Genomic DNA, 18,595 nt, shown 5'->3' on the forward strand with positions numbered 1-18,595 from the left:
GCGGGCCGGATCTGGATGACACCGGAACGGGTGCAACACATCTGAATCCGGGGCCGACCAGTCCCGGTCACCTCGTTCCGGTCGCGGACGAGGACACCGCCTTCGACGTGTTCACCCGCTGGTGGAACGACCGCGGTATCGAGCTGTACCCGCATCAGGAGGAGTCGCTGCTCGAACTGATCGCGGGCAACAACGTGATCCTGGCGACCCCCACCGGCTCGGGCAAATCATTGGTGGCCGCAGGTGCCATCTACTTCGCGCGCTGCCGCGGTGAGCGCGCCTACTACACGGCCCCGATCAAGGCCCTGGTCAGCGAGAAGTTCTTCGACCTGTGCGCCACCTTCGGCGCCGAGGAGGTCGGCCTGCTGACCGGCGACGCCGCGGTCAACGCCGACGCCCCCATCATCTGCGCGACCGCCGAGATCGTGGCCAATCTGGCGCTGCGCGACGGCAGTCGCAGCGACATCGGGACCCTCGTGGCCGACGAGTTCCACTACTACGGCGAATCCGACCGCGGGTGGGCGTGGCAGGTGCCGCTCATCGAGTTGCCCCACACCCAGTTCCTGCTGATGTCGGCCACCCTGGGCGACACATCGTTCTTCGTCGACGACCTGACACGACGAAACGGGCGCGACACCGCTGCCGTCACCGGCACCGAACGCCCCGTCCCCCTCGACCACAGCTACGCGATCACCCCGATCCACGAGACCATCGAAGAACTCATCGCGGCCGGTCGGGCACCGATCTACGTGGTGCACTTCACCCAGGCCGCCGCGGTCGAGCGGGCGCAGGCCCTGACGTCGGTCAAGATCGCCGACAAGGCCGAACGCGCCGCGATCGCCGACGCCATCGGAGATTTCCGCTTCCACACCGGTTTCGGCGCCACCCTGTCGAAGCTGCTGCGCGCCGGTATCGGCGTCCACCACGCGGGAATGCTGCCGCGGTACCGCCGGCTCGTGGAGCGGCTCGCGCAGCAGGGTCTGCTGAAGGTCATCGCCGGCACCGACACACTCGGGGTCGGCATCAACGTACCGATCCGGACCGTCCTGTTCGCCGGGTTGAGCAAGTACGACGGCACCCGGGTCCGCCGGCTGCGTGCCCGCGAGTTCCATCAGATCGCCGGACGAGCCGGGCGAGCCGGATTCGACACGGTGGGGTACGTCGTCGTGCAGGCTCCCGAGCACGACGTCGAGAACGCGCGGGCGGTCGCCAAGGCCGGCGACGACCCGAAGAAGCTGCGCAAGCTGGTGCGCAAGAAGCCCCCGGAAGGTTTCGTGTCGTGGGGTGAGAAGACGTTCACGCAATTGGTCGACGCGCCGGACGAACCGTTGCGCTCCCACTTCCGCATGACCACGGCCATCCTGATGGAGGTGTTGGCGCGCCCGGGCGACTGTTTCGCCGCCGTGCGACACCTGCTGGAGGACAACCACGAACCACGCAACCGCCAGCTCCGGCACATCCGGCACACCATCGAACTGTTCCGCGGTCTCCGGGACTCGGGCATCGTGGTGCAGCTCGACGCCCCGGACGCCGACGGCAAGAACGTCACGCTGTCGGTGGACATGCCGGAGAATTTCGCGCTGACCAACCCGCTGTCGTCGTTCGCGCTCGCGGCCTTCGAGATCCTCGATCCGGAATCGTCGTCCTATGCCCTCGACGTCGTCTCCGTCCTCGAATCGACACTCGAGGATCCGCGGCCGTTGTTGTTCGCGCAACGCAAATCGGCCCGCGACGCTGCATTGGCCGAGATGAAGGCCGACGGGGTGGAGTACGAGGAGCGAATGGCCCGGCTCGAGGAGATCAGCTGGCCGCGACCACTGCTCGACGAGATCGAGTTCGCGTTCTCCGTCTACCGCCGCGGCCACCCCTGGGTGAGTTCGTACCCGCCCTCGCCCAAATCGGTGCTACGGGAGATGCTGGAGCGGTCGATGACGTTCACCGAACTCATCTCCGTCTACGGACTCGCCCGCAGCGAGGGCGTGCTGTTGCGGTATCTGTCGGATTGCTACCGCGTACTGCGCCAAGGACTTCCGAACACAGTGCTGACCCCGGAGGTCGCCGAGATCACCGAGCACGTCGGCGCCATGGTCCGCGCGGTGGACTCCAGCCTGGTCGACGAATGGGAACAACTCACCCACGCCGACGTGTGACCCTGCGGTCACGGCGCCCGAACCGTGCGCGGGCGATCAGCTCAGTGCGGCCCGCATCCTCGCGGCCAGCTCACCGACCTCGTCGGTGGTCATGACGAACGCCGGCGATATCTGCAACGCTCCCTGACCGGCGGCGCGCCCGCTCACGCCGTGCTCTCGCATCCGGCCGATCATCGCGGGTGCCTGAGCCGGGTCCGCGAGCTGCACCGCGGTCACCGCACCCAGGCCGGTCCGGACCTCGGCCACCGATTCCAGCTCCGCCAGAGGTCCCAACGCCGTGGCGAGGTCGGATTCCAGCCGTGCGGCCTCGCCCAACAGGCCCTCACGCTCGATGATGTCGAGGTTTGCCATCGCGGCAGCAGCAGCGCCGGCGTGCCCGCCGTAGGTGTACCCGTGTCGCCACCAGACGCCACCGGCGTAGAACGGCTCGGCGATGCGCGGGGCGATGAACACTGCGCCCATCGGGACATACCCGGAGGTCAGACCCTTCGCGGTGGTCATCATGTCCGGCTGCAGATCGAAGCGGGCGGACGCGAACCAGCTGTCGCCGCCGATGCGGCCGAAACCGGTGACCACCTCGTCGGCCACGAACAGGACATCGTGGTCACGGCAGATCTGACGCACCTCGGCGAGGTAGCCCTCCGGCGGGAGGTAGATGCCACCGGCGCCGATGATCGGTTCGCAGAAGAACGCGGCGATGCGATCGGCTCCCAGTCGCTCGATCAGTCCGAGCAGGCTCTTGGCGTTGTCCCACTCCACGGACTCGGCATCGGGCATCAGCTCCCCGTAGCCCTCGCGGTTGCCCGGGATGCCTGCCAGGGCCGTCCCGGCGACATGCATCCCGTGATAGGCCTTGGTGCGTCCGACGATGATGTTCTTGTCCGGCTTGCCGACCTCGTGCCAGTAGCGCCGGGCCAGTTTCGCCGCCGTGTCGACGGAGTCGCTGCCTCCGGAGGTGAAGAAGATCTTGCTGTCGGTGACCGGCGCGATCGTCGCGAGCCGATCCGCGAGCTCGGCGGTGACATCGGCGGTGAGGTCGCCGAAACCCGAGTAGTGCGCAATCCGTCCGAGTTGATCGGCAACGGCCTGCGCCACCTCGGTTCGGCCGTGCCCGATGTTGGTGAACCACAGGCCCGCGGTCGCGTCGAGGTATTCGCGACCCGTGGAGTCCCAGATTCGGGTGCCCTTGCCGCGGGTCACCACGAACGGTCCGTTCGCGGTGACCGATCCCATGTCGGCGAAACCGTGCCAGAGTGAACCTGCCATGCGCCAATGATGCCGGGCGCCACCGACGTCCCGAGAACCAGGTCGCCACTCGCGGCGCGGAAGGATGTGGTCGGGGCCACTGAACACCACCGCATATCCTGGACAGATCATGTCCGCCCCGACCGCCGCCGACCGTCGCGCCCTGCTCGAGACGCTCGACGACCTCACGATCGTCGATGCGCACAGGCTTCGTCGTCGCCTCGACAAACTGGGGCGCCGGCCCGCTCCCGCGGCGTGGGATCGGCTCTGCGTGGACGTGGCCGCGGCCGGCTCGCGGATCGAACGACGCCGGGCCACTGTCCCCGTCCTGGAATTCCCGCCCGAGCTCCCGGTGTCGGACGCGCGGGACGAGATCGCCGCGGCGATCGCCGAGCATCAGGTGGTGGTCATCGCCGGCGAGACGGGCTCGGGAAAGACGACGCAGCTGCCCAAGATCTGCATGCAGATCGGGCGCGGCGTGCGTGGCGCGATCGGCCACACCCAACCGCGACGGATCGCGGCGAGTTCGGTGGCGCGCCGTATCGCCGACGAGACCGGCACCGAGGTGGGCGACGCGATCGGCTTCTCGGTGCGGTTCACCGACCGTGCCGGCGCCGACACCTTGGTCAAGGTCATGACCGACGGCATCCTGCTGCGGGAGATCGGCACCGATCCCCTGCTGCGCCACTACGACACCCTCATCATCGACGAGGCGCACGAACGCAGCCTCAACATCGATTTCATCCTCGGCTATCTCAAACGCCTGCTCCCACGTCGGCCCGATCTCAAGGTGATCATCACCTCCGCGACCATCGAGCCAGATCGCTTCGCCCGCCATTTCGCCGATGCCGTCGGCGGTGCCGAGGTCCCCATCCTCGAGGTCTCCGGCCGCACCTATCCCGTGGAGGTCCGCTATCGCCCGTTCGGCGATGCCCGCGACCCCGACAATGACCACCGCGATCTCGACCAGGCGCAGGCGATCGACACCGCCATCGGTGAACTGTGGTCGTCACATCGCAGCGGCGACATCCTGGTGTTCCTCCCGACCGAGCGCGACATCCGGGAAACCGCAGATGCGCTGCGCCACCGGGCCTCGGCAGGTGCCGAGATCGTGCCGCTGTTCGCCCGCTTGTCGATCGCCGATCAGCAACGGGTGTTCTCACCCTCCTTCGGACGTCGGATCGTGTTGGCCACCAACGTCGCCGAGACGTCGCTGACCGTCCCCGGCATCCGGTACGTGATCGACACCGGAACGGCGCGCATCTCGCGATACTCCACGCGTTCCAAGGTGAACCGGCTTCCGGTCGAACCCATCTCGCAGGCGAGCGCCCGACAGCGCGCCGGCCGGTGTGGCCGTGTCGCCCCGGGTGTCTGCATCCGCCTCTATGCCGAGGACGACTTCGACACCAGGACGGCGTTCACCGACCCGGAGATCCTGCGTACCAACCTCGCTGCGGTCATCCTGCAGATGGCGGCGCTGAAACTCGGCGACGTGTCGCAGTTCCCGTTCGTGCAGCCGCCGGATGCCCGCGCGATCCGGGACGGCATGGCCGTCCTCGCCGAACTCGGCGCGATCCGGGAGACCCGACGCGACGACCACGAACCGGTTCTCACACCCATCGGCCGTCAGATGGCGCGTATCCCGGTGGACCCGAGACTCGCCCGCATGCTCATCGCCGCCCATGACGGCGGCTGTCTCGACCACGTCCTGGTGATCGCTGCCGCATTGTCCATCCCCGATGTGCGCGAACGCCCGTCGGAACATCGTGAAGCCGCCGACGCCGCGCACCGGCGGTTCGCCGTCCCGGGTTCGGAATTCCTGACCTACCTCGAGCTGTGGGATTATCTCGGTGATCGGCGTAAGGAGTTGTCCGGCAACCAGTTCCGCCGCACGTGCGAACGCGAGTTCCTGCATTTCCTGCGCATCCGCGAATGGCAGGAGCTACACCGGCAGCTGTCCCGCATCGTCGGCGACCTGGACTGGACGACAACCGCCACAGAGCGCGACGCCGACGCGATCCACCGCGCCATCCTCGCTGGGCTGCTCGGCAACATCGCTGCCCGGCAGGGTGATTCGCGAGATTTCCTCGGTGCCCGCAACACCAGCCTGGCGATCTTTCCCGGCTCGGCGCTCGCCCGGAAACCTCCGCCGTTCATCATGGCGGCCGAGATCGTCGAGACCTCACGGTTGTTCGCCCACACGGTCGCCGGTGTCGACCCGCTCTGGGCGGAAAAACTGGCCGGCGACCTGGTCCGGCGTAGCCATAGCGAACCGCATTGGTCGGCCAAACGCGGATCGGCGATGGCCTACGAACGGGTGACGCTCTACGGGGTCACGCTGGTCGCGAGGCGACGAGTGCAATTCGGCGCGATCGATCCCGCGATGTCGCGGGAGATGTTCCTGCGTCATGCCCTCGTCGAAGGTGACTGGCGCACGGACCACGCCTTCTTCCACCGCAATCGGGAACTCCTCGAGGCGGCGGCAGATGTGGAACACCGAGCCCGTCGCCGTGATGTCGTGATCAGCGAACAGCAACTGTTCGACTTCTACGACGCCCGCGTCGGCGACGAGGTGGTCTCCGCGCGGCACTTCGACACGTGGTGGAAGAAGGCCCGCCGCGAGAACCCGGAACTTCTCGACCTGCACCCGGAGGACGTCGCGGCCGACGTGGCGGTCGCCGACACCGACTTCCCCGGGGCATGGCAGCAGGGTGACACCCGTCTCGAGCTGCGCTACCGGTTCGAGCCGGGCGCGCCTGACGACGGAGTCACCGTGGTGATCCCACAGCCGCTGCTCGACCATGTGCGGACCTCCGGGTTCGACTGGTCGGTGCCGGGACTGCGTAGCGAACTGGCGACGGAGCTGGTGAAGTCGTTGCCCAAGGCGCTGCGGAAGTCGATGGCACCCGCGCAGCGATTCGCCGACCTCGCCCTGTCCCGGCTCACACCCCGATCGGAGCCTCTGATCACGGGACTGGCCCGGGAGCTCTCTGCCATCACGACGATGACGGTGGCCCCACGCGATTTCGCGCCCGAACGGATCCCGCCGCACCTCACCATGAACTTCGCGGTGGCCGATACGAACGGCGCCGTCCTGGCGAGCGGAAAGTCGCTCGCCGCGTTGAAGAAGCAGTTCGCCGACGACCAGAAACCGGCACCCGTGCGGATATTCACGGAGTGGACGGCCGACGGCATCGGCGAGATCGCCCCTACGGACACCGCCACGGTGGCAGGGCAGACGGTCACGCGCCACACCGGACTGGAGGTTGCACGCAACGGCGACGGCCACCCGATCGGGGTGATCCGCACCGACGTCGCCACCGCCGCCGAGCGCAACCGACGGCACGCCGAGGCGGTGGGGGTACTCCTGGACAACGCACTTCCCGGCTTGTCGCGCAAGATCACCGCAACGCTCGACGCGCCCGGCCGACTCGCGCTGAGCCAGAGCCCGTATCGGCGTCCGGACGACCTGGTCGCCGACTGCACCCGACGCGCGATCCGCGACGTCGCCGCCACCGATCGTCTCGAACGCATCCGGTCCGCCGACGACTTCGATCGTCTCCGCGACGAATTGCGACCTGCGGTGAGCGACGCGGCGCCTGACTACTTCGTGCTCGCCACCGATGCGCTCCGGCGCGTGGCACCCCTGCGGGCACAGATCGATCGACTGAGCGGATCCGTTGCCGCCGATGACGTTGCCGACCAGCTCGAGAACCTCGTCTTCGACGGCTTCGTCGCGGCCACCTCCCGTGATCACCTGGTTCATGTTCCCCGGTATCTGGACGCGGCGATCGAACGTCTCACCGAGCTCCCCGCCGCCGCTGCACGCGACCGGGACGGCCTGGCCGCCGTAGACCGCGTCGTCGCGCACTGGAACCAGCGCGGCGCACAGATTCCGCCCGGACGTCGGGCCGCGCTCGACGAGCACGCCCACTGGCTGGTCGAGGAGTTGCGGGTCGGACTGTTCGCACAGCGCCTCGGCACCGCACGGCCGATCTCGGAGAAACGCGCCATCCGGGCACTGGACGCGTTCAGATGAGCCGCGCCGGCGGTCTCGTGACTATTCGGTCACCGAGGCCCGCGACGTCTTCTGGTGCGTGAGATCGCCTTGTAGATCATCGATCTCACGCTGGAAATCCTCGAGCGAGTCGAACGACCGGTACACCGACGCGAAACGGAGATAGGCGACCTCGTCGAGGTCCCGCAGTGGTCCGAGGATGGCGAGCCCCACCTCGTTGCTGGGGATCTCGGCAGATCCCGATGCCCGGACCGCGTCCTCGACCTGCTGCGCTAGCTGTGCGAGCGCATCCTCGGCGACGTCTCGGCCCTGACAGGCACGTCGGACACCGCGCATCACCTTCTCGCGACTGAACGGCTCGGTGACGCCGTTGCGCTTCACCACCGACAGCACCGCGCTCTCGACCGTCGAGAATCGGCGACCACAGCTCGCGCACGACCGGCGCCGTCGGATCGCCTGCCCCTCGTCGGCGACACGCGAGTCGATGACCTTGGTGTCTTCGTACCTGCAAAACGGGCAGCGCATGTCGTCCTCACGCACATCTCGGGACACACCGGCGCACCGGACACCCGCCGCGCCGTGCCGGTTCCCGGCCGGACCCTGTGCCATCGAGGATACCGTCCGGGTCTCAGCGGTACGCGGGGGCGATCAACGCCTGACCCACACGCAGGCCCGAACCCGGCAGATCGTTGCGCTCGACGATCTGCGCGATGACCGCATCCCGCGGCACACCCGGGGCGACCCGGTCCGCGATCGAACTCAGCGAATCGCCTTGCCGGACATGCACGACCTCGGTACCCACCGGGGCCGGCTCGACCGAGGCCGCGTAGTCGGACCCGACGATCGCAACGACCCACACCACCAGCGCGAGCGCGGCACCGACGAGGACGGAGGCGGCGGTGGCACGTCGGCGCGCGATGACGTTCCGGTCGACCACCGGTGCGTCACAACGGGTACCGGAGACATACGCCCCTGGACGCGCCGACTGACCGACGGGTCGCCGATCGGCCGGACGAACCGGCGCGTGAGCACCGCCACGCGGTGGTCGGGTCACCGGCGCCCCGACCCGGCCCGCACGGTGCGGGTTCCCGACGGACTGCCGACCGGACGGCCGGGCGGACTGAATCAGTTCTGTCGTGCTGATGGTCGGGGTGCTGATCGTCGCGGTGCTCATCGAACGTGTCCTCCTGATCGAGTGCGGATACGGATCGGGCCCCACCGGCTCACCGGGATCGACATCGTGATCGATCACGTGTTCGATGGAACGCATGTTCGAAACCTAACACGCCACTCCGACAAAGTCTCGACACACGTCGAACACATGTTTGAACAAGGTCGAATGTTCGATTACTGTCGGCGACAGGAACAAGACAGCAGCACACAGAAAACAGCGGGACACAGAACGGCAACCGGGTCTCGATCAGCGGGATCGAACAGTGCAATCGAACAGTGGCATCGAACGGGGGCATCGAACGGTGGCATCGAGGAGTTCGCCCCGAAGCGTCCGGAACCGCAGTGCCCGGCACCGCCGGGCACTCGACAGAAAGGACTACGCAGATGACTGACAGGGCCGGTGGAAACAGATCCGGAGGACGGCGCGGCGCCGCCCGCGGGATCGATCGACCCGACACGGCAACCGGAACGTCGGATTCCGACCCGGTTGCCGACCCCGCGGCCGCGGAAGCGAGCCTCACCCCGCGTCAGCGTGGGGTCCTGGAGTACATCCGGGCGTCGGTCCGCGAGCGCGGCTATCCGCCGAGCATCCGCGAGATCGGGGACGCCGTCGGTCTCACGTCGACGTCGTCGGTCGCACACCAGCTGCGCACCCTCGAACGCAAGGGTCTGCTCAAGCGCGATGCCAATCGCCCCCGCGCGGTCAACATCCAGGACGGCGACCAGCACGTCCCGCCGGGCGGCTCGTCTGCTGCGGCCGAGAACGATGATCTGCCCACTCCGACGTTCGTCCCGGTGCTGGGACGGATCGCGGCCGGCGGACCCATCCTCGCCGAAGAGGCCGTCGAAGACGTGTTCCCCCTCCCCCGCGAACTGGTCGGTGAGGGATCGCTGTTCCTGCTACGCGTCGTCGGCGAGTCGATGATCGACGCGGCGATCTGCGACGGGGACTGGGTGGTCGTCCGACAGCAGAGCGTTGCCGACAACGGCGACATCGTCGCCGCGATGATCGACGGCGAGGCGACGGTGAAGACGTTCAAGCGCAAGGACGGTCACGTCTGGCTCATGCCGCACAACGAACTCTTCGAACCCATCCCCGGCGACGATGCCGCGATCCTCGGCAAGGTCGTCACCGTGATGCGCCGCGTCTGAGGTCGCTCCGGGCGGTCAGCTCTCCAGGGCCGCGGTCGCTGCCGCCCGCGCGGCCGCCGGGTCCGATGTGGCCAGCGCCGCGTCGGCGGCGGCCCGGCACTGGTCCGTGGTGGTCTGCGCCAATCGTGCGCCGACTGCCGCCGCCGCTGCGGGCGCCGACGACAGCGACGTCACACCGAGTCCGACGAGGACACAAGCGAGTAGCGGATCGGCGGCCGCCTCGCCGCACACACCGACCGGCTTGTCGACCTCCTGGCCCGCTCGGGCCACCCGCGCGATGAGCGCGAGAACCGCCGGCTGCCACGGGTCGGTCAGCGCCGCGAGTTCCGCCGACATGCGATCCGCCGCCATCGTGTACTGCGTGAGGTCGTTGGTCCCGATCGAGACGAAATCCACTTCCGCGAGAATGGCTTCGGCGAGGATCGCCGCAGCGGGCACCTCCACCATCACCCCGGCGACCAGGCCGCGCTCCCGGACGGGCGCGGCGAACTCGGCGGCCTCCGCGGCGGAGGCGATCATCGGCGCCATGACCCACGGAATGGGCTCGCGGCCCTGCGCGGCCGCGGCGATCGCATCCAGCTGGGCCGTCCGGATGTCCGGATGCTCACCGGCGATCCGATTACCGCGGACGCCGAGCGCCGGGTTGGCCTCATCGAGTTGCGTGACGAACTTCAGCGGTTTGTCGGAGCCGGCGTCGAGCGTGCGGATGACGACCTTCTGCCCGGGAAACGCCTCGAGAACCTCACGGTAGAGACCGGTCTGCTCCTCCACCGACGGCGCATCCGAGCGATCCAGGAAGGCCAGCTCTGTCCGGAACAGACCGACGCCCTCGACCGGATACTTCATCGCCGTGCGCGCCGACGTTCCGTCGGCGACATTGGCGAGCACGCTGACATGCCGTCCGTCCGCGGTCTGCCCGGGCCCGGACCAACTCGCGACGAGTGCCGCCATCCGCCGACTCTCCTCGACCTGCGCGGTCGCCTCGGCGGCATCCGGCTCGACCTCGAGGGTCCCGGCCGTCCCGTCCACGAGCACGGGGGTTCCGGCAGGGACATCGGCCAGGCCCGACACCGCCACCACACAAGGGATGCCGAGCTGGCGGGCGATGATCGCCGTGTGACTGGTGGGCCCGCCCAGCCGGGTGACGAGCGCGGTGATCTTTGCCGGGTCCAGTCCCGCGGTGTCGGCCGGCGCGAGGTCGTCGGCGAGCAGGACCGACGGCTCGTCGGGTTCGGGGACGCCGGGCTCGGGGACGCCCAGCAGTTCGGCGACGACCCGGTCGCGGACGTCGTTGAGATCGGTGACCCGCTCGGCCATCAGACCTCCGAGCTTGGTGAACATCGCCGCGAACTGCTCGGTGGCCAGTACCGCGGCCGCCGGTGCCGTGCTCCCCTTGGCGATCAGGCCTGATGCCGCACCCACCCAGCCACGGTCCTCGGCCAGACCGGCAGTCGCCGACAGGACTTCGGCCGCAGCGCCGGATGCATGAGATGCCCGCTCCCGCAGGCGTGCGGCCACGGTCGCCGCGGCGTCGGTGAACCGTTTGGTTTCCACTTCGCGTTCTTCGTCGGGGACCGGTGCCGCCGTGGCCGGGTCGTACACGGGTCGTTCACCGGGCCACACGGTCGGCGCATAGGCATGTCCTGCGACTACAGGCGTTCCGCTCAGTACGTGTGTGTGCTCCACCGAAATCCTCACTGTGGTCGACGGGCGTGACCCATCAATTATGCGTCTCAGCCGCCCAGAGTCACCGTTGTGATTCAAGTTACAAGAAACGCTTGACTTGTCAACATAAACAGGCGTAAACACAGATACATCAACACCACAAACGCAGGAAAACCAACAGGTGAGGTTCACGTGTACGCCGAGGAACGACAGCAGGCCATCGCCGATCGCGTCCGCGTGGACGGCCGCGCCTCGGTCGCCGAGTTGGCTGCGCTGTTCGACGTCACCAGTGAGACCGTCCGGCGTGATCTCGCCGCCCTGGAGCGCGCCGGACATGTGCAGAGAGTCCACGGCGGCGCCGTCCGGCCTGGCGCCACACCGGTCACCGTCGAGCAGGGCATCGACGAACGGCAGAGGTCACACACCGACCAGAAACTGGCGATCGGACGCGCCGCGATCCGGTTTCTCCCCGACGCCGGTGGTTCGGTCTTCTTCGACGCGGGAACCACCACCTATCAGGCGGCCCTTGCATTTCCGCGGGACCGCCGGCTGACCCTGGTCACCCACAGCATCCCGATCGCCGCTGCACTTGCCGGTCTCAACGGCGACAACCTGCACATCCTCGGCGGCCGAGTGCGTGGACTCACCCAGGCGATGGTGGGCGCCGGCACCGTCGACACTCTGGCCCGACTGCGTGTCTCGACCGCGTTCGTGGGAACCAACGGGATCAGTACCGCGCACGGACTGTCCACCCCGGATCCCGACGAAGCAGCCGTGAAGGCGGCGATCTGTCGCAGCGCCGATCGCGTCGTCGTGCTCGCCGACTCCTCGAAGTTCGGGCACGAGGACCTGACGTCCTTCGCCGACCTCACGGACATCGACGTGCTGATCACCGACCGGGGTATCGACCCGGCGACCACCGCGGAGCTCTCCGACAAGGGGATCGAGACGGTGATCGCATGACCACGCGACAGCCACCATCCAACAGCCGTTGCACAACCGGCCCGACGAGAGGCACCCGATGACCGCATCCCGGCCCGACCCGCTCGATCCCGCCCCCTCGCATGCCGACCCGGCCCCGACGATCCTCACGGTCACCGCAAACCCCAGCCTCGACCGCACGCTGGAGTTGTCGACCCCACTCACGCACGGCGCTGTGCAACGCGCCCGGACGGCGCTTGCCGAGCCGGGCGGCAAAGGGGTCAATGTCGCACGGGTGGCCGCCGCTGCGGGGGTCCCGACCCGTGCGATCCTGCCGGCGCGAGCCGGTGACCCGCTGCTCACCGCGCTCGACGACGTCGCGCTCCCCTACCTCGCCCTGCCGATCGACGGTGAGGTCCGATCGAACATCACAGTTGCCGACCCCGACGGCACGACCACGAAGATCAACGCCCCCGGCTTCGTGCTGGACGACGCCCAGGCCCGACGACTCGCCGAACTCGTCCTCGAGAACGCCCGCGGGGCACGGTGGGTCGCCTTGTGCGGTTCATTGCCGCCCGGATTGCCCGCCAACTGGTACCGCACCGTCGTCGACGCGCTGTCCAACTCGGGATGCCTTGTGGCCGTGGATACCTCGGGTGCGCCACTGGCGGCGGCGGTCACCGGTCGGGTCGACCTCCTCAAACCCAACGACGAGGAACTCGCCGAGGCGGTCGGCGCCGACGCGGCACAGCTGTCGGCGGCAACCGCCCGGGGCGACCACGCCCCCCTGATCGAGGCTGCCGGACAACTGGTGGAGCGGACCGGCGCGGCGATCCTCGCGACGCTCGGCGCGTCGGGCGCACTTCTCGTCACGGCGACCGGTTCGTGGTTCGCGGCCCCGCCCCCCATCGTGCCGCGGAGCACCGTAGGCGCCGGAGATGCCGCGCTGACCGGATATCTGATCGCCGAGAGTCGCGGCGCAGCGGAACCCGAGCGTCTGCGCACCGCAGTCGCGTACGGCTCGGCGGCGACCGCCCTACCCGGCACACGACCGCCGGCGCCCGAGCAACTCGACCTGTCCCACGTGCATGTCACCGAACTCACCGGGTCGCCCCGCGCCGGCTGACCCGCACCCCGCAAGCCCCGATCCCCAAGGAAGACCCCGAGAAGGAACCCCCGATGTCAGAACAGATCATCACACCTCAGACGGTGCGACTCGACGTGAATGCCGGCGAGGACCCGGCAGCTGTGATCGGCTACCTCGCCGACGCGCTCGCCGACGCCGGCCGCACGACCGATGCGGCGGTGCTCGCCCGCGGCGCCCTCGAACGTGAGGCGAAATCGGCCACCGGGCTACCCGGCGGCATCGCCATCCCGCACGCCCGGGCCGAGTCGGTGACAGAGGCCGGCCTCGCGATGGCGCGACTGTCGCACAAGGTCGACTTCGGCGCACCGGACGGTCCCGCCGACCTCGTGTTCCTGATCGCCGCGCCCGAAGGCGGGGCATCCGAGCACATGAAACTCCTGAGCTCCCTGGCACGCTCGCTGGTCCGGCCCGACTTCGTCGCGTCACTGCGCGAGGCCGAGACCGACGAGCGCGTCGTGCAACTCGTGGACGAAGCCATCAATCCCCGGCCGTCGGAGCAGGCCGGGTCCGTGGCCGCAGCCGGGGCGGGCGCAGCCGGTGCGAGCTCGGCCGGTGCGACGGCGACGGCGACGGCGACGGATCAGGGTGCGAAGCGTCGTTCGATCGTGGCGATCACGGCCTGTCCGACGGGCATCGCACACACCTACATGGCCGCCGACGCGCTCAAGTACGCGGCCGAACGCGCCGACGTCGACTTTCATGTCGAGACGCAGGGTTCGTCCGCGACCACCCCGTTCGATCCGCAGGTCATCGCCGATGCCGACGCGGTGATCTTCGCGACCGACGTCGGAGTGAAGGGCAAGGACCGATTCCGCGGCAAACCGGTGGTCGCATCGGGGGTCAAACGGGCGATCAACGAACCCGACACGATGATCGCCGAAGCCGTTGCCGCATCCGAGAATCCGTCGGCAACCGTCGTCAGCGGCGGTGACGACGACGGAACAACCGACGCATCGACGTCCGGCGGCGGGGGCGTCGGCCTCGGCGGACAGACCCGTCAGGCCCTGATGACCGGCGTCAGCTACATGATCCCGTTCGTCGCCGCAGGCGGATTGCTCATCGCGCTGGGATTCCTGCCGTTCCTGGGTGGATACGAGATCGCGAACAGCACCCTCGACGCCGAGGGCGGGATGAGTGACGGCGCCTTCATCGCGCTCAACAACAGTCTGTGGGATCTACCGGCCGGCGGCCTCGGGCAGTACATCGGCGCCGTGCTGTTCGCGGTCGGCTCCCTGGCCATGGGCATGCTGGTACCGGTCCTCGCCGGCTACATCTCGTTCGCGATCGCCGACCGCCCCGGCATCGCACCCGGTTTCGTCGCCGGCCTGGTGTCGGTGGCCGTCGGCGCCAGCTTCATCGGTGGCCTGGTCGGCGGCCTCATCGCCGGCGTCGTGTGCTTGTGGATATCACGAATCCCGTTGCCACAGTGGGCACGCGGACTACAGCCCGTGGTCATCATCCCGCTGATCGGCAGTCTGGTGATCGGTGTCCTGCTGTACATGCTGCTCGGCAAGCCGCTGGCGTGGGTCACCGAACAGATGACCGAGGGTCTCAACAGCATGTCCGGCGGTTCGGCCGTCGTTCTGGGCGTCGTCCTCGGCCTGATGATGTGCTTCGACCTCGGCGGACCGGTGAACAAGGCCGCATACCTGTTCGCGACGACGGGCCTGGCGATCGGCGGGGTCGCGCAACTGCAGATCATGGCGGCGGTCATGTGCGCCGGCATGGTCCCGCCGCTGGCGATGGCCCTCGCCACGGTTCTGCGACCGAAGTTGTTCACCGAACCGGAACGCGAGAACGGCAAGGCCGCCTGGCTGCTCGGAGCGTCGTTCATCTCGGAGGGCGCGATCCCGTTCGCGGCGACCGACCCGTTCCGGGTCATCCCCTCGATGATGGCCGGCGGGGCCCTGGCCGGCGGACTCGTGATGGCGTTCGGCGTCGAACTACGCGCGCCACACGGCGGCATCTTCGTCTTCTTCGCGATGAACAACTGGGTATTGTTCCTCGTAGCGCTCGCGGCAGGGACCGCGCTGGGTGCCTTCGCCGTGATCACCGCCAAGCAATGGCGCGTGAACCGGCAGCACGCGGCAGGTTTCGCGGATGTCGAAACCGTCCCCGCCTGAGCGGCTTTCGGACAGACTGGATCAACACGACGACAACAAGAGGAGACATCCCATGCCCAGCACCACCGTCACCGTCGGGTCCGCCGTCGGTCTGCACGCCCGGCCCGCGACGATCATCGCCGAGGCGGTCACGGATTCGGGCGCCACGGTCACCCTGGCGCTCGAGGGCGGCGACCCGGTCGACGCCGGTTCGGCGCTGATGATCATGACCCTCGGGGCGGAGAAGGGCACCAACGTCGTGGTGACCGCGGACGACCAGGGCACGCTCGACAGCATCGCCGCGCTCGTCGCGAAGGATCTCGACGCGGACTAGCCGAGTCGAACCGCTGATCGAACAGCTCCAGCCGCCCCCAACCGCTGATCGAGTAGGGCGAGCCGCTAGGCGAGACCGTATCGAGATCCCTGTCGCCGAACGGGATCTCGATACGACCTCCGCTAGCGCTCCGGTCTACTCGATCAGCGGGAAAACGCTCCGGTCTACTCGATCAGCGGTTGGGGCGGCTCGCCCTACTCGATCACCGAAAGCGGTTGCGTGGGTCAGGTTCGCAGGGGCTCCAGGACACCGGCGAACGCCGCCGGGACCCGCACCCGCATCGTGGTGCCGTCCGCGGTGTGCTCACTGGTCAGGATCTCCCCTTCCTCGTGCAGCCGAGACACGATGTCGCCACGGGTGTAGGGCACGTCGATGGTCAGTTCCACGTCGGTGCGTCCGACGAACTCGCGGATGCGGTCGAACAGTTCGGTGAGACCTTCGCCGGTACGCGCCGAGACGAACACGGCGTCGCCGAGGGCTGCCCTCAGCTCGGTCATGCGGTGGGCGTCGATGGCATCGATCTTGTTGACCACCAACAGTTCCGGCGGCGGCGCCGCGCCTTCTTCGGCGACCACCTCGTTGATCACCCGGCGCACCGCCGCGATCTGCTCGGTCGGGAACGGATCCGATCCGTCCACGACGTGCAGCACGAGATCGGCGTCGACGACCTCCTCGAGGGTGGACCGGAACGCCTCGACCAGCTGCGTCGGCAGGTGCCGGACGAATCCGACCGTGTCGGTGAAGACCACGGCCCGGCCGTCGTCGAGCGTCGCCCGGCGGGTGGTCGGGTCCAGCGTGGCGAACAGCGCGTCCTGCACCAACACTCCCGAGCCGGTCATCGCGTTGACCAGGCTCGACTTGCCGGCGTTGGTGTAGCCGGCGACCGTCAGCCGGGGCACGGCGTTGCGCTCGCGAGCGGCGCGCATGACGGTTCGGGACTTCTTCATGGACCGGATCTCGCGTCGCAGCTTGGCCATACGTTCACGGATGCGCCGACGATCGGTCTCGATCTTCGTCTCACCGGGACCGCGCAGACCGACGCCGCCGTTGCTGCCGGCACGGCCGCCCGCCTGTCGCGACATCGACTCACCCCAACCGCGCAGTCGGGGCAGCATGTACTCCATCTGCGCCAGGGACACCTGCGCCTTGCCCTCCCGCGACGTCGCGTGCTGGGCGAAGATGTCGAGGATCAGGGCGGTCCGGTCGATGACCTTCACCTTGACGATCTTCTCCAGGGCGGTCAGCTGCGCCGGAGTGAGTTCACCGTCGCAGATCACGGTGTCCGCGCCGGTCTCCAGCACCGCGGCACGCAGTTCGTCGGCCTTGCCGGAACCGATGTAGGTGGCCGAGTCGGGACGCGAACGGCGCTGGATCAAGGCATCGAGGACCTCGGAGCCCGCGGTCTCGGCGAGCGCCGCGAGTTCGGTCATGCTGGCGCGGGCCTGGGCGGCGGAGCCCTCGGTCCAGACTCCGACCAGGACGACGCGCTCCAGGCGCAACTGCCGGTACTCGACCTCGGTGATGTCGGTGAGTTCGGTCGAGAGCCCGGCGACGCGTTGCAGCGACGCACGTTCTTCGAGCTGGAGTTCGCCGGTGGTCGGGCGGGCCAGTCCGTCGAGGATGTCGCCGCCGTCGGCGGGGTCGCCGGGCAGATCGGCCAGGTCGTCGTCGTGGACGGACGTGTGGGGTGTGAATGCTGGTTCTGTCATGGGTGACATTCATGATCTCACGGCGCAGCACCGCTCAGCATCCCGTTTTCCTGCACGGACGCCGGTGAGCCGACCGTCAGTCGTCGATGCTGTCCCAGCCCGGCCGCAGTTCGCCGTCGGCGACCAGCCGCGAGGGACCCCGCAGATAGGCGCCGTCGGCACCAACGCCCACCTCGACCCGTCCCCCGGGCACGGTGATACAAAGCCTGCCTGCGGATTCCCCGCGCGACGCCAGCACCGCCGCCCCCGCCGCGACCAGCCCGGTGCCGCAGCTGCGGGTCTCGCCGACACCTCGTTCGAAGACACGCATCGCGGCCGGTAGGCGTCCATCCGCGTCGGGCTCGCCCGCGGGTGTGACCAGTTCCACGTTCGCGCCGTTGGGGAAGGCGTCGTCCTCGAGCATCACCCCGTCGGTGAAGTCAACCTGCGCCAGGTCGGCCGCGGTCAGGTCGGGAACCACGCAGGCCAGATGCGGGTTGCCCACGTCGATCATGAGACCGCGGTAGACGTCGTCGCCGATGCGCACCATTGACTCGCCGTCTGTGCGTACCGGTCCCATCTGCACGGTGACGTCGGCATGGACGGAGTCGTGGCTGTGCACGACGACCGGCCGTGCACCTGCCCTCGATCCGACGGTGAACTCGTCGGTGGCCACCAGCCCGGACGCGCGGAGGTGATGGGCGAACACCCGCACACCGTTGCCGCACATCTCGGCGACCGAGCCGTCGGCGTTGCGGTAGTCCATGAACCAGTCGTCGGGCGCCACTCCGGACGGCAGTTCGTCGAGGACGCCGCGTTCCACCAGCGACCCCGACCGCACCACCCGGAGCAGACCGTCACCGCCGATCCCCCGATGCCGGTCGCACAGGGCCGCCACCAGTGGCGTGGTCAGATCGATCTGCGCCTCGGGATCGGTCACGATGACGAAGTCGTTCTGCGTGCCATGTCCTTTGACGAACCGCAGTGCTGCGCGGTCACC

At 68.6% G+C, this 18,595-nt stretch carries 13 protein-coding genes; 7 read left to right on the forward strand and 6 right to left on the reverse strand.

The window, feature by feature from the left end; all coding sequences use genetic code 11:
- Nucleotides 1-41: 41 nt before the first annotated feature.
- Entirely contained in the window at nucleotides 42-2,150 is a 2,109-nt protein-coding gene (locus VZC37_RS09415; protein WP_330432509.1) for a DEAD/DEAH box helicase, read from the forward strand.
- 36 nt (nucleotides 2,151-2,186) lie between these two features.
- Here the strand turns inward: VZC37_RS09415 and VZC37_RS09420 are convergent, their stop codons facing one another.
- On the reverse strand, nucleotides 2,187-3,416 hold the full coding sequence (locus tag VZC37_RS09420) for an aminotransferase family protein (RefSeq protein WP_330432193.1): 1,230 nt from the start codon (nucleotides 3,414-3,416) through the stop codon (nucleotides 2,187-2,189).
- Nucleotides 3,417-3,525: 109 nt separating this feature from the next.
- Here VZC37_RS09420 and hrpA point away from each other — a divergent pair, with 109 nt between their 5' ends.
- Entirely contained in the window at nucleotides 3,526-7,434 is a 3,909-nt protein-coding gene (hrpA, locus tag VZC37_RS09425; protein ID WP_330432194.1) for an ATP-dependent RNA helicase HrpA, read from the forward strand.
- A gap of 21 nt (nucleotides 7,435-7,455) precedes the next feature.
- Here the strand turns inward: hrpA and nrdR are convergent, their stop codons facing one another.
- Nucleotides 7,456-7,938: a transcriptional regulator NrdR gene (gene nrdR, locus VZC37_RS09430; RefSeq protein WP_330432510.1), complete on the reverse strand. Its 483-nt coding sequence runs from the start codon at nucleotides 7,936-7,938 to the stop codon at nucleotides 7,456-7,458.
- 103 nt (nucleotides 7,939-8,041) lie between these two features.
- Nucleotides 8,042-8,683 carry a LysM peptidoglycan-binding domain-containing protein gene (locus tag VZC37_RS09435; RefSeq protein WP_330432195.1) on the reverse strand — a complete coding sequence of 214 codons (642 nt, stop codon included), beginning with the start codon at nucleotides 8,681-8,683 and terminating at the stop codon, nucleotides 8,042-8,044.
- A 287-nt stretch (nucleotides 8,684-8,970) separates the two neighbouring features.
- Here VZC37_RS09435 and lexA point away from each other — a divergent pair, with 287 nt between their 5' ends.
- Nucleotides 8,971-9,738, forward strand: a complete 768-nt coding sequence (gene lexA, locus VZC37_RS09440) for a transcriptional repressor LexA (protein ID WP_330432196.1) — start codon at nucleotides 8,971-8,973, stop codon at nucleotides 9,736-9,738.
- A gap of 15 nt (nucleotides 9,739-9,753) precedes the next feature.
- Here the strand turns inward: lexA and ptsP are convergent, their stop codons facing one another.
- Nucleotides 9,754-11,424 carry a phosphoenolpyruvate--protein phosphotransferase gene (ptsP, locus tag VZC37_RS09445; RefSeq protein WP_330432197.1) on the reverse strand — a complete coding sequence of 557 codons (1,671 nt, stop codon included), beginning with the start codon at nucleotides 11,422-11,424 and terminating at the stop codon, nucleotides 9,754-9,756.
- A 171-nt stretch (nucleotides 11,425-11,595) separates the two neighbouring features.
- Between ptsP and VZC37_RS09450 the strand changes: the two genes are divergently transcribed.
- The 4 genes from VZC37_RS09450 to VZC37_RS09465 are packed head-to-tail and all read left to right on the forward strand — an operon-like array spanning nucleotide 11,596 to nucleotide 15,907.
- Complete coding sequence (locus tag VZC37_RS09450; protein ID WP_330432198.1) at nucleotides 11,596-12,366, forward strand: DeoR/GlpR family DNA-binding transcription regulator; 771 nt, start codon at nucleotides 11,596-11,598, stop codon at nucleotides 12,364-12,366.
- 58 nt (nucleotides 12,367-12,424) lie between these two features.
- Nucleotides 12,425-13,450, forward strand: a complete 1,026-nt coding sequence (locus tag VZC37_RS09455; protein ID WP_330432199.1) for a 1-phosphofructokinase family hexose kinase — start codon at nucleotides 12,425-12,427, stop codon at nucleotides 13,448-13,450.
- Between the two features lie 53 nt (nucleotides 13,451-13,503).
- Nucleotides 13,504-15,594, forward strand: a complete 2,091-nt coding sequence (locus VZC37_RS09460) for a PTS fructose transporter subunit IIABC (RefSeq protein WP_330432200.1) — start codon at nucleotides 13,504-13,506, stop codon at nucleotides 15,592-15,594.
- Between the two features lie 52 nt (nucleotides 15,595-15,646).
- On the forward strand, nucleotides 15,647-15,907 hold the full coding sequence (locus tag VZC37_RS09465; RefSeq protein ID WP_330432201.1) for an HPr family phosphocarrier protein: 261 nt from the start codon (nucleotides 15,647-15,649) through the stop codon (nucleotides 15,905-15,907).
- Nucleotides 15,908-16,131: 224 nt separating this feature from the next.
- Here VZC37_RS09465 and hflX read toward each other — a convergent pair whose 3' ends face one another.
- Nucleotides 16,132-17,616: a GTPase HflX gene (gene hflX / locus VZC37_RS09470; RefSeq protein ID WP_330432202.1), complete on the reverse strand. Its 1,485-nt coding sequence runs from the start codon at nucleotides 17,614-17,616 to the stop codon at nucleotides 16,132-16,134.
- Between the two features lie 76 nt (nucleotides 17,617-17,692).
- Nucleotides 17,693-18,580 carry a diaminopimelate epimerase gene (dapF, locus tag VZC37_RS09475; RefSeq protein ID WP_330432511.1) on the reverse strand — a complete coding sequence of 296 codons (888 nt, stop codon included), beginning with the start codon at nucleotides 18,578-18,580 and terminating at the stop codon, nucleotides 17,693-17,695.
- Between the last annotated feature and the right edge of the window lie 15 nt (nucleotides 18,581-18,595).

The organism is Gordonia sesuvii, from assembly GCF_036350415.1.
In the GTDB taxonomy this organism is placed as follows: domain Bacteria; phylum Actinomycetota; class Actinomycetes; order Mycobacteriales; family Mycobacteriaceae; genus Gordonia; species Gordonia sesuvii.

Excerpts from the sequence above, each read along its gene's own strand:
- VZC37_RS09420 (WP_330432193.1), bottom strand. The coding sequence starts at position 3,416 with ATGGCAGGTTCACTCTGGCACGGTTTCGCCGACATGGGATCGGTCACC.
- hrpA (WP_330432194.1), top strand. The coding sequence starts at position 3,526 with ATGTCCGCCCCGACCGCCGCCGACCGTCGCGCCCTGCTCGAGACGCTC.
- nrdR (WP_330432510.1), bottom strand. The coding sequence starts at position 7,938 with ATGCGCTGCCCGTTTTGCAGGTACGAAGACACCAAGGTCATCGACTCG.
- VZC37_RS09435 (WP_330432195.1), bottom strand. The coding sequence starts at position 8,683 with ATGCGTTCCATCGAACACGTGATCGATCACGATGTCGATCCCGGTGAG.
- lexA (WP_330432196.1), top strand. The coding sequence starts at position 8,971 with ATGACTGACAGGGCCGGTGGAAACAGATCCGGAGGACGGCGCGGCGCC.
- VZC37_RS09455 (WP_330432199.1), top strand. The coding sequence starts at position 12,425 with ATGACCGCATCCCGGCCCGACCCGCTCGATCCCGCCCCCTCGCATGCC.
- VZC37_RS09460 (WP_330432200.1), top strand. The coding sequence starts at position 13,504 with ATGTCAGAACAGATCATCACACCTCAGACGGTGCGACTCGACGTGAAT.
- VZC37_RS09465 (WP_330432201.1), top strand. The coding sequence starts at position 15,647 with ATGCCCAGCACCACCGTCACCGTCGGGTCCGCCGTCGGTCTGCACGCC.
- hflX (WP_330432202.1), bottom strand. The coding sequence starts at position 17,616 with ATGACAGAACCAGCATTCACACCCCACACGTCCGTCCACGACGACGAC.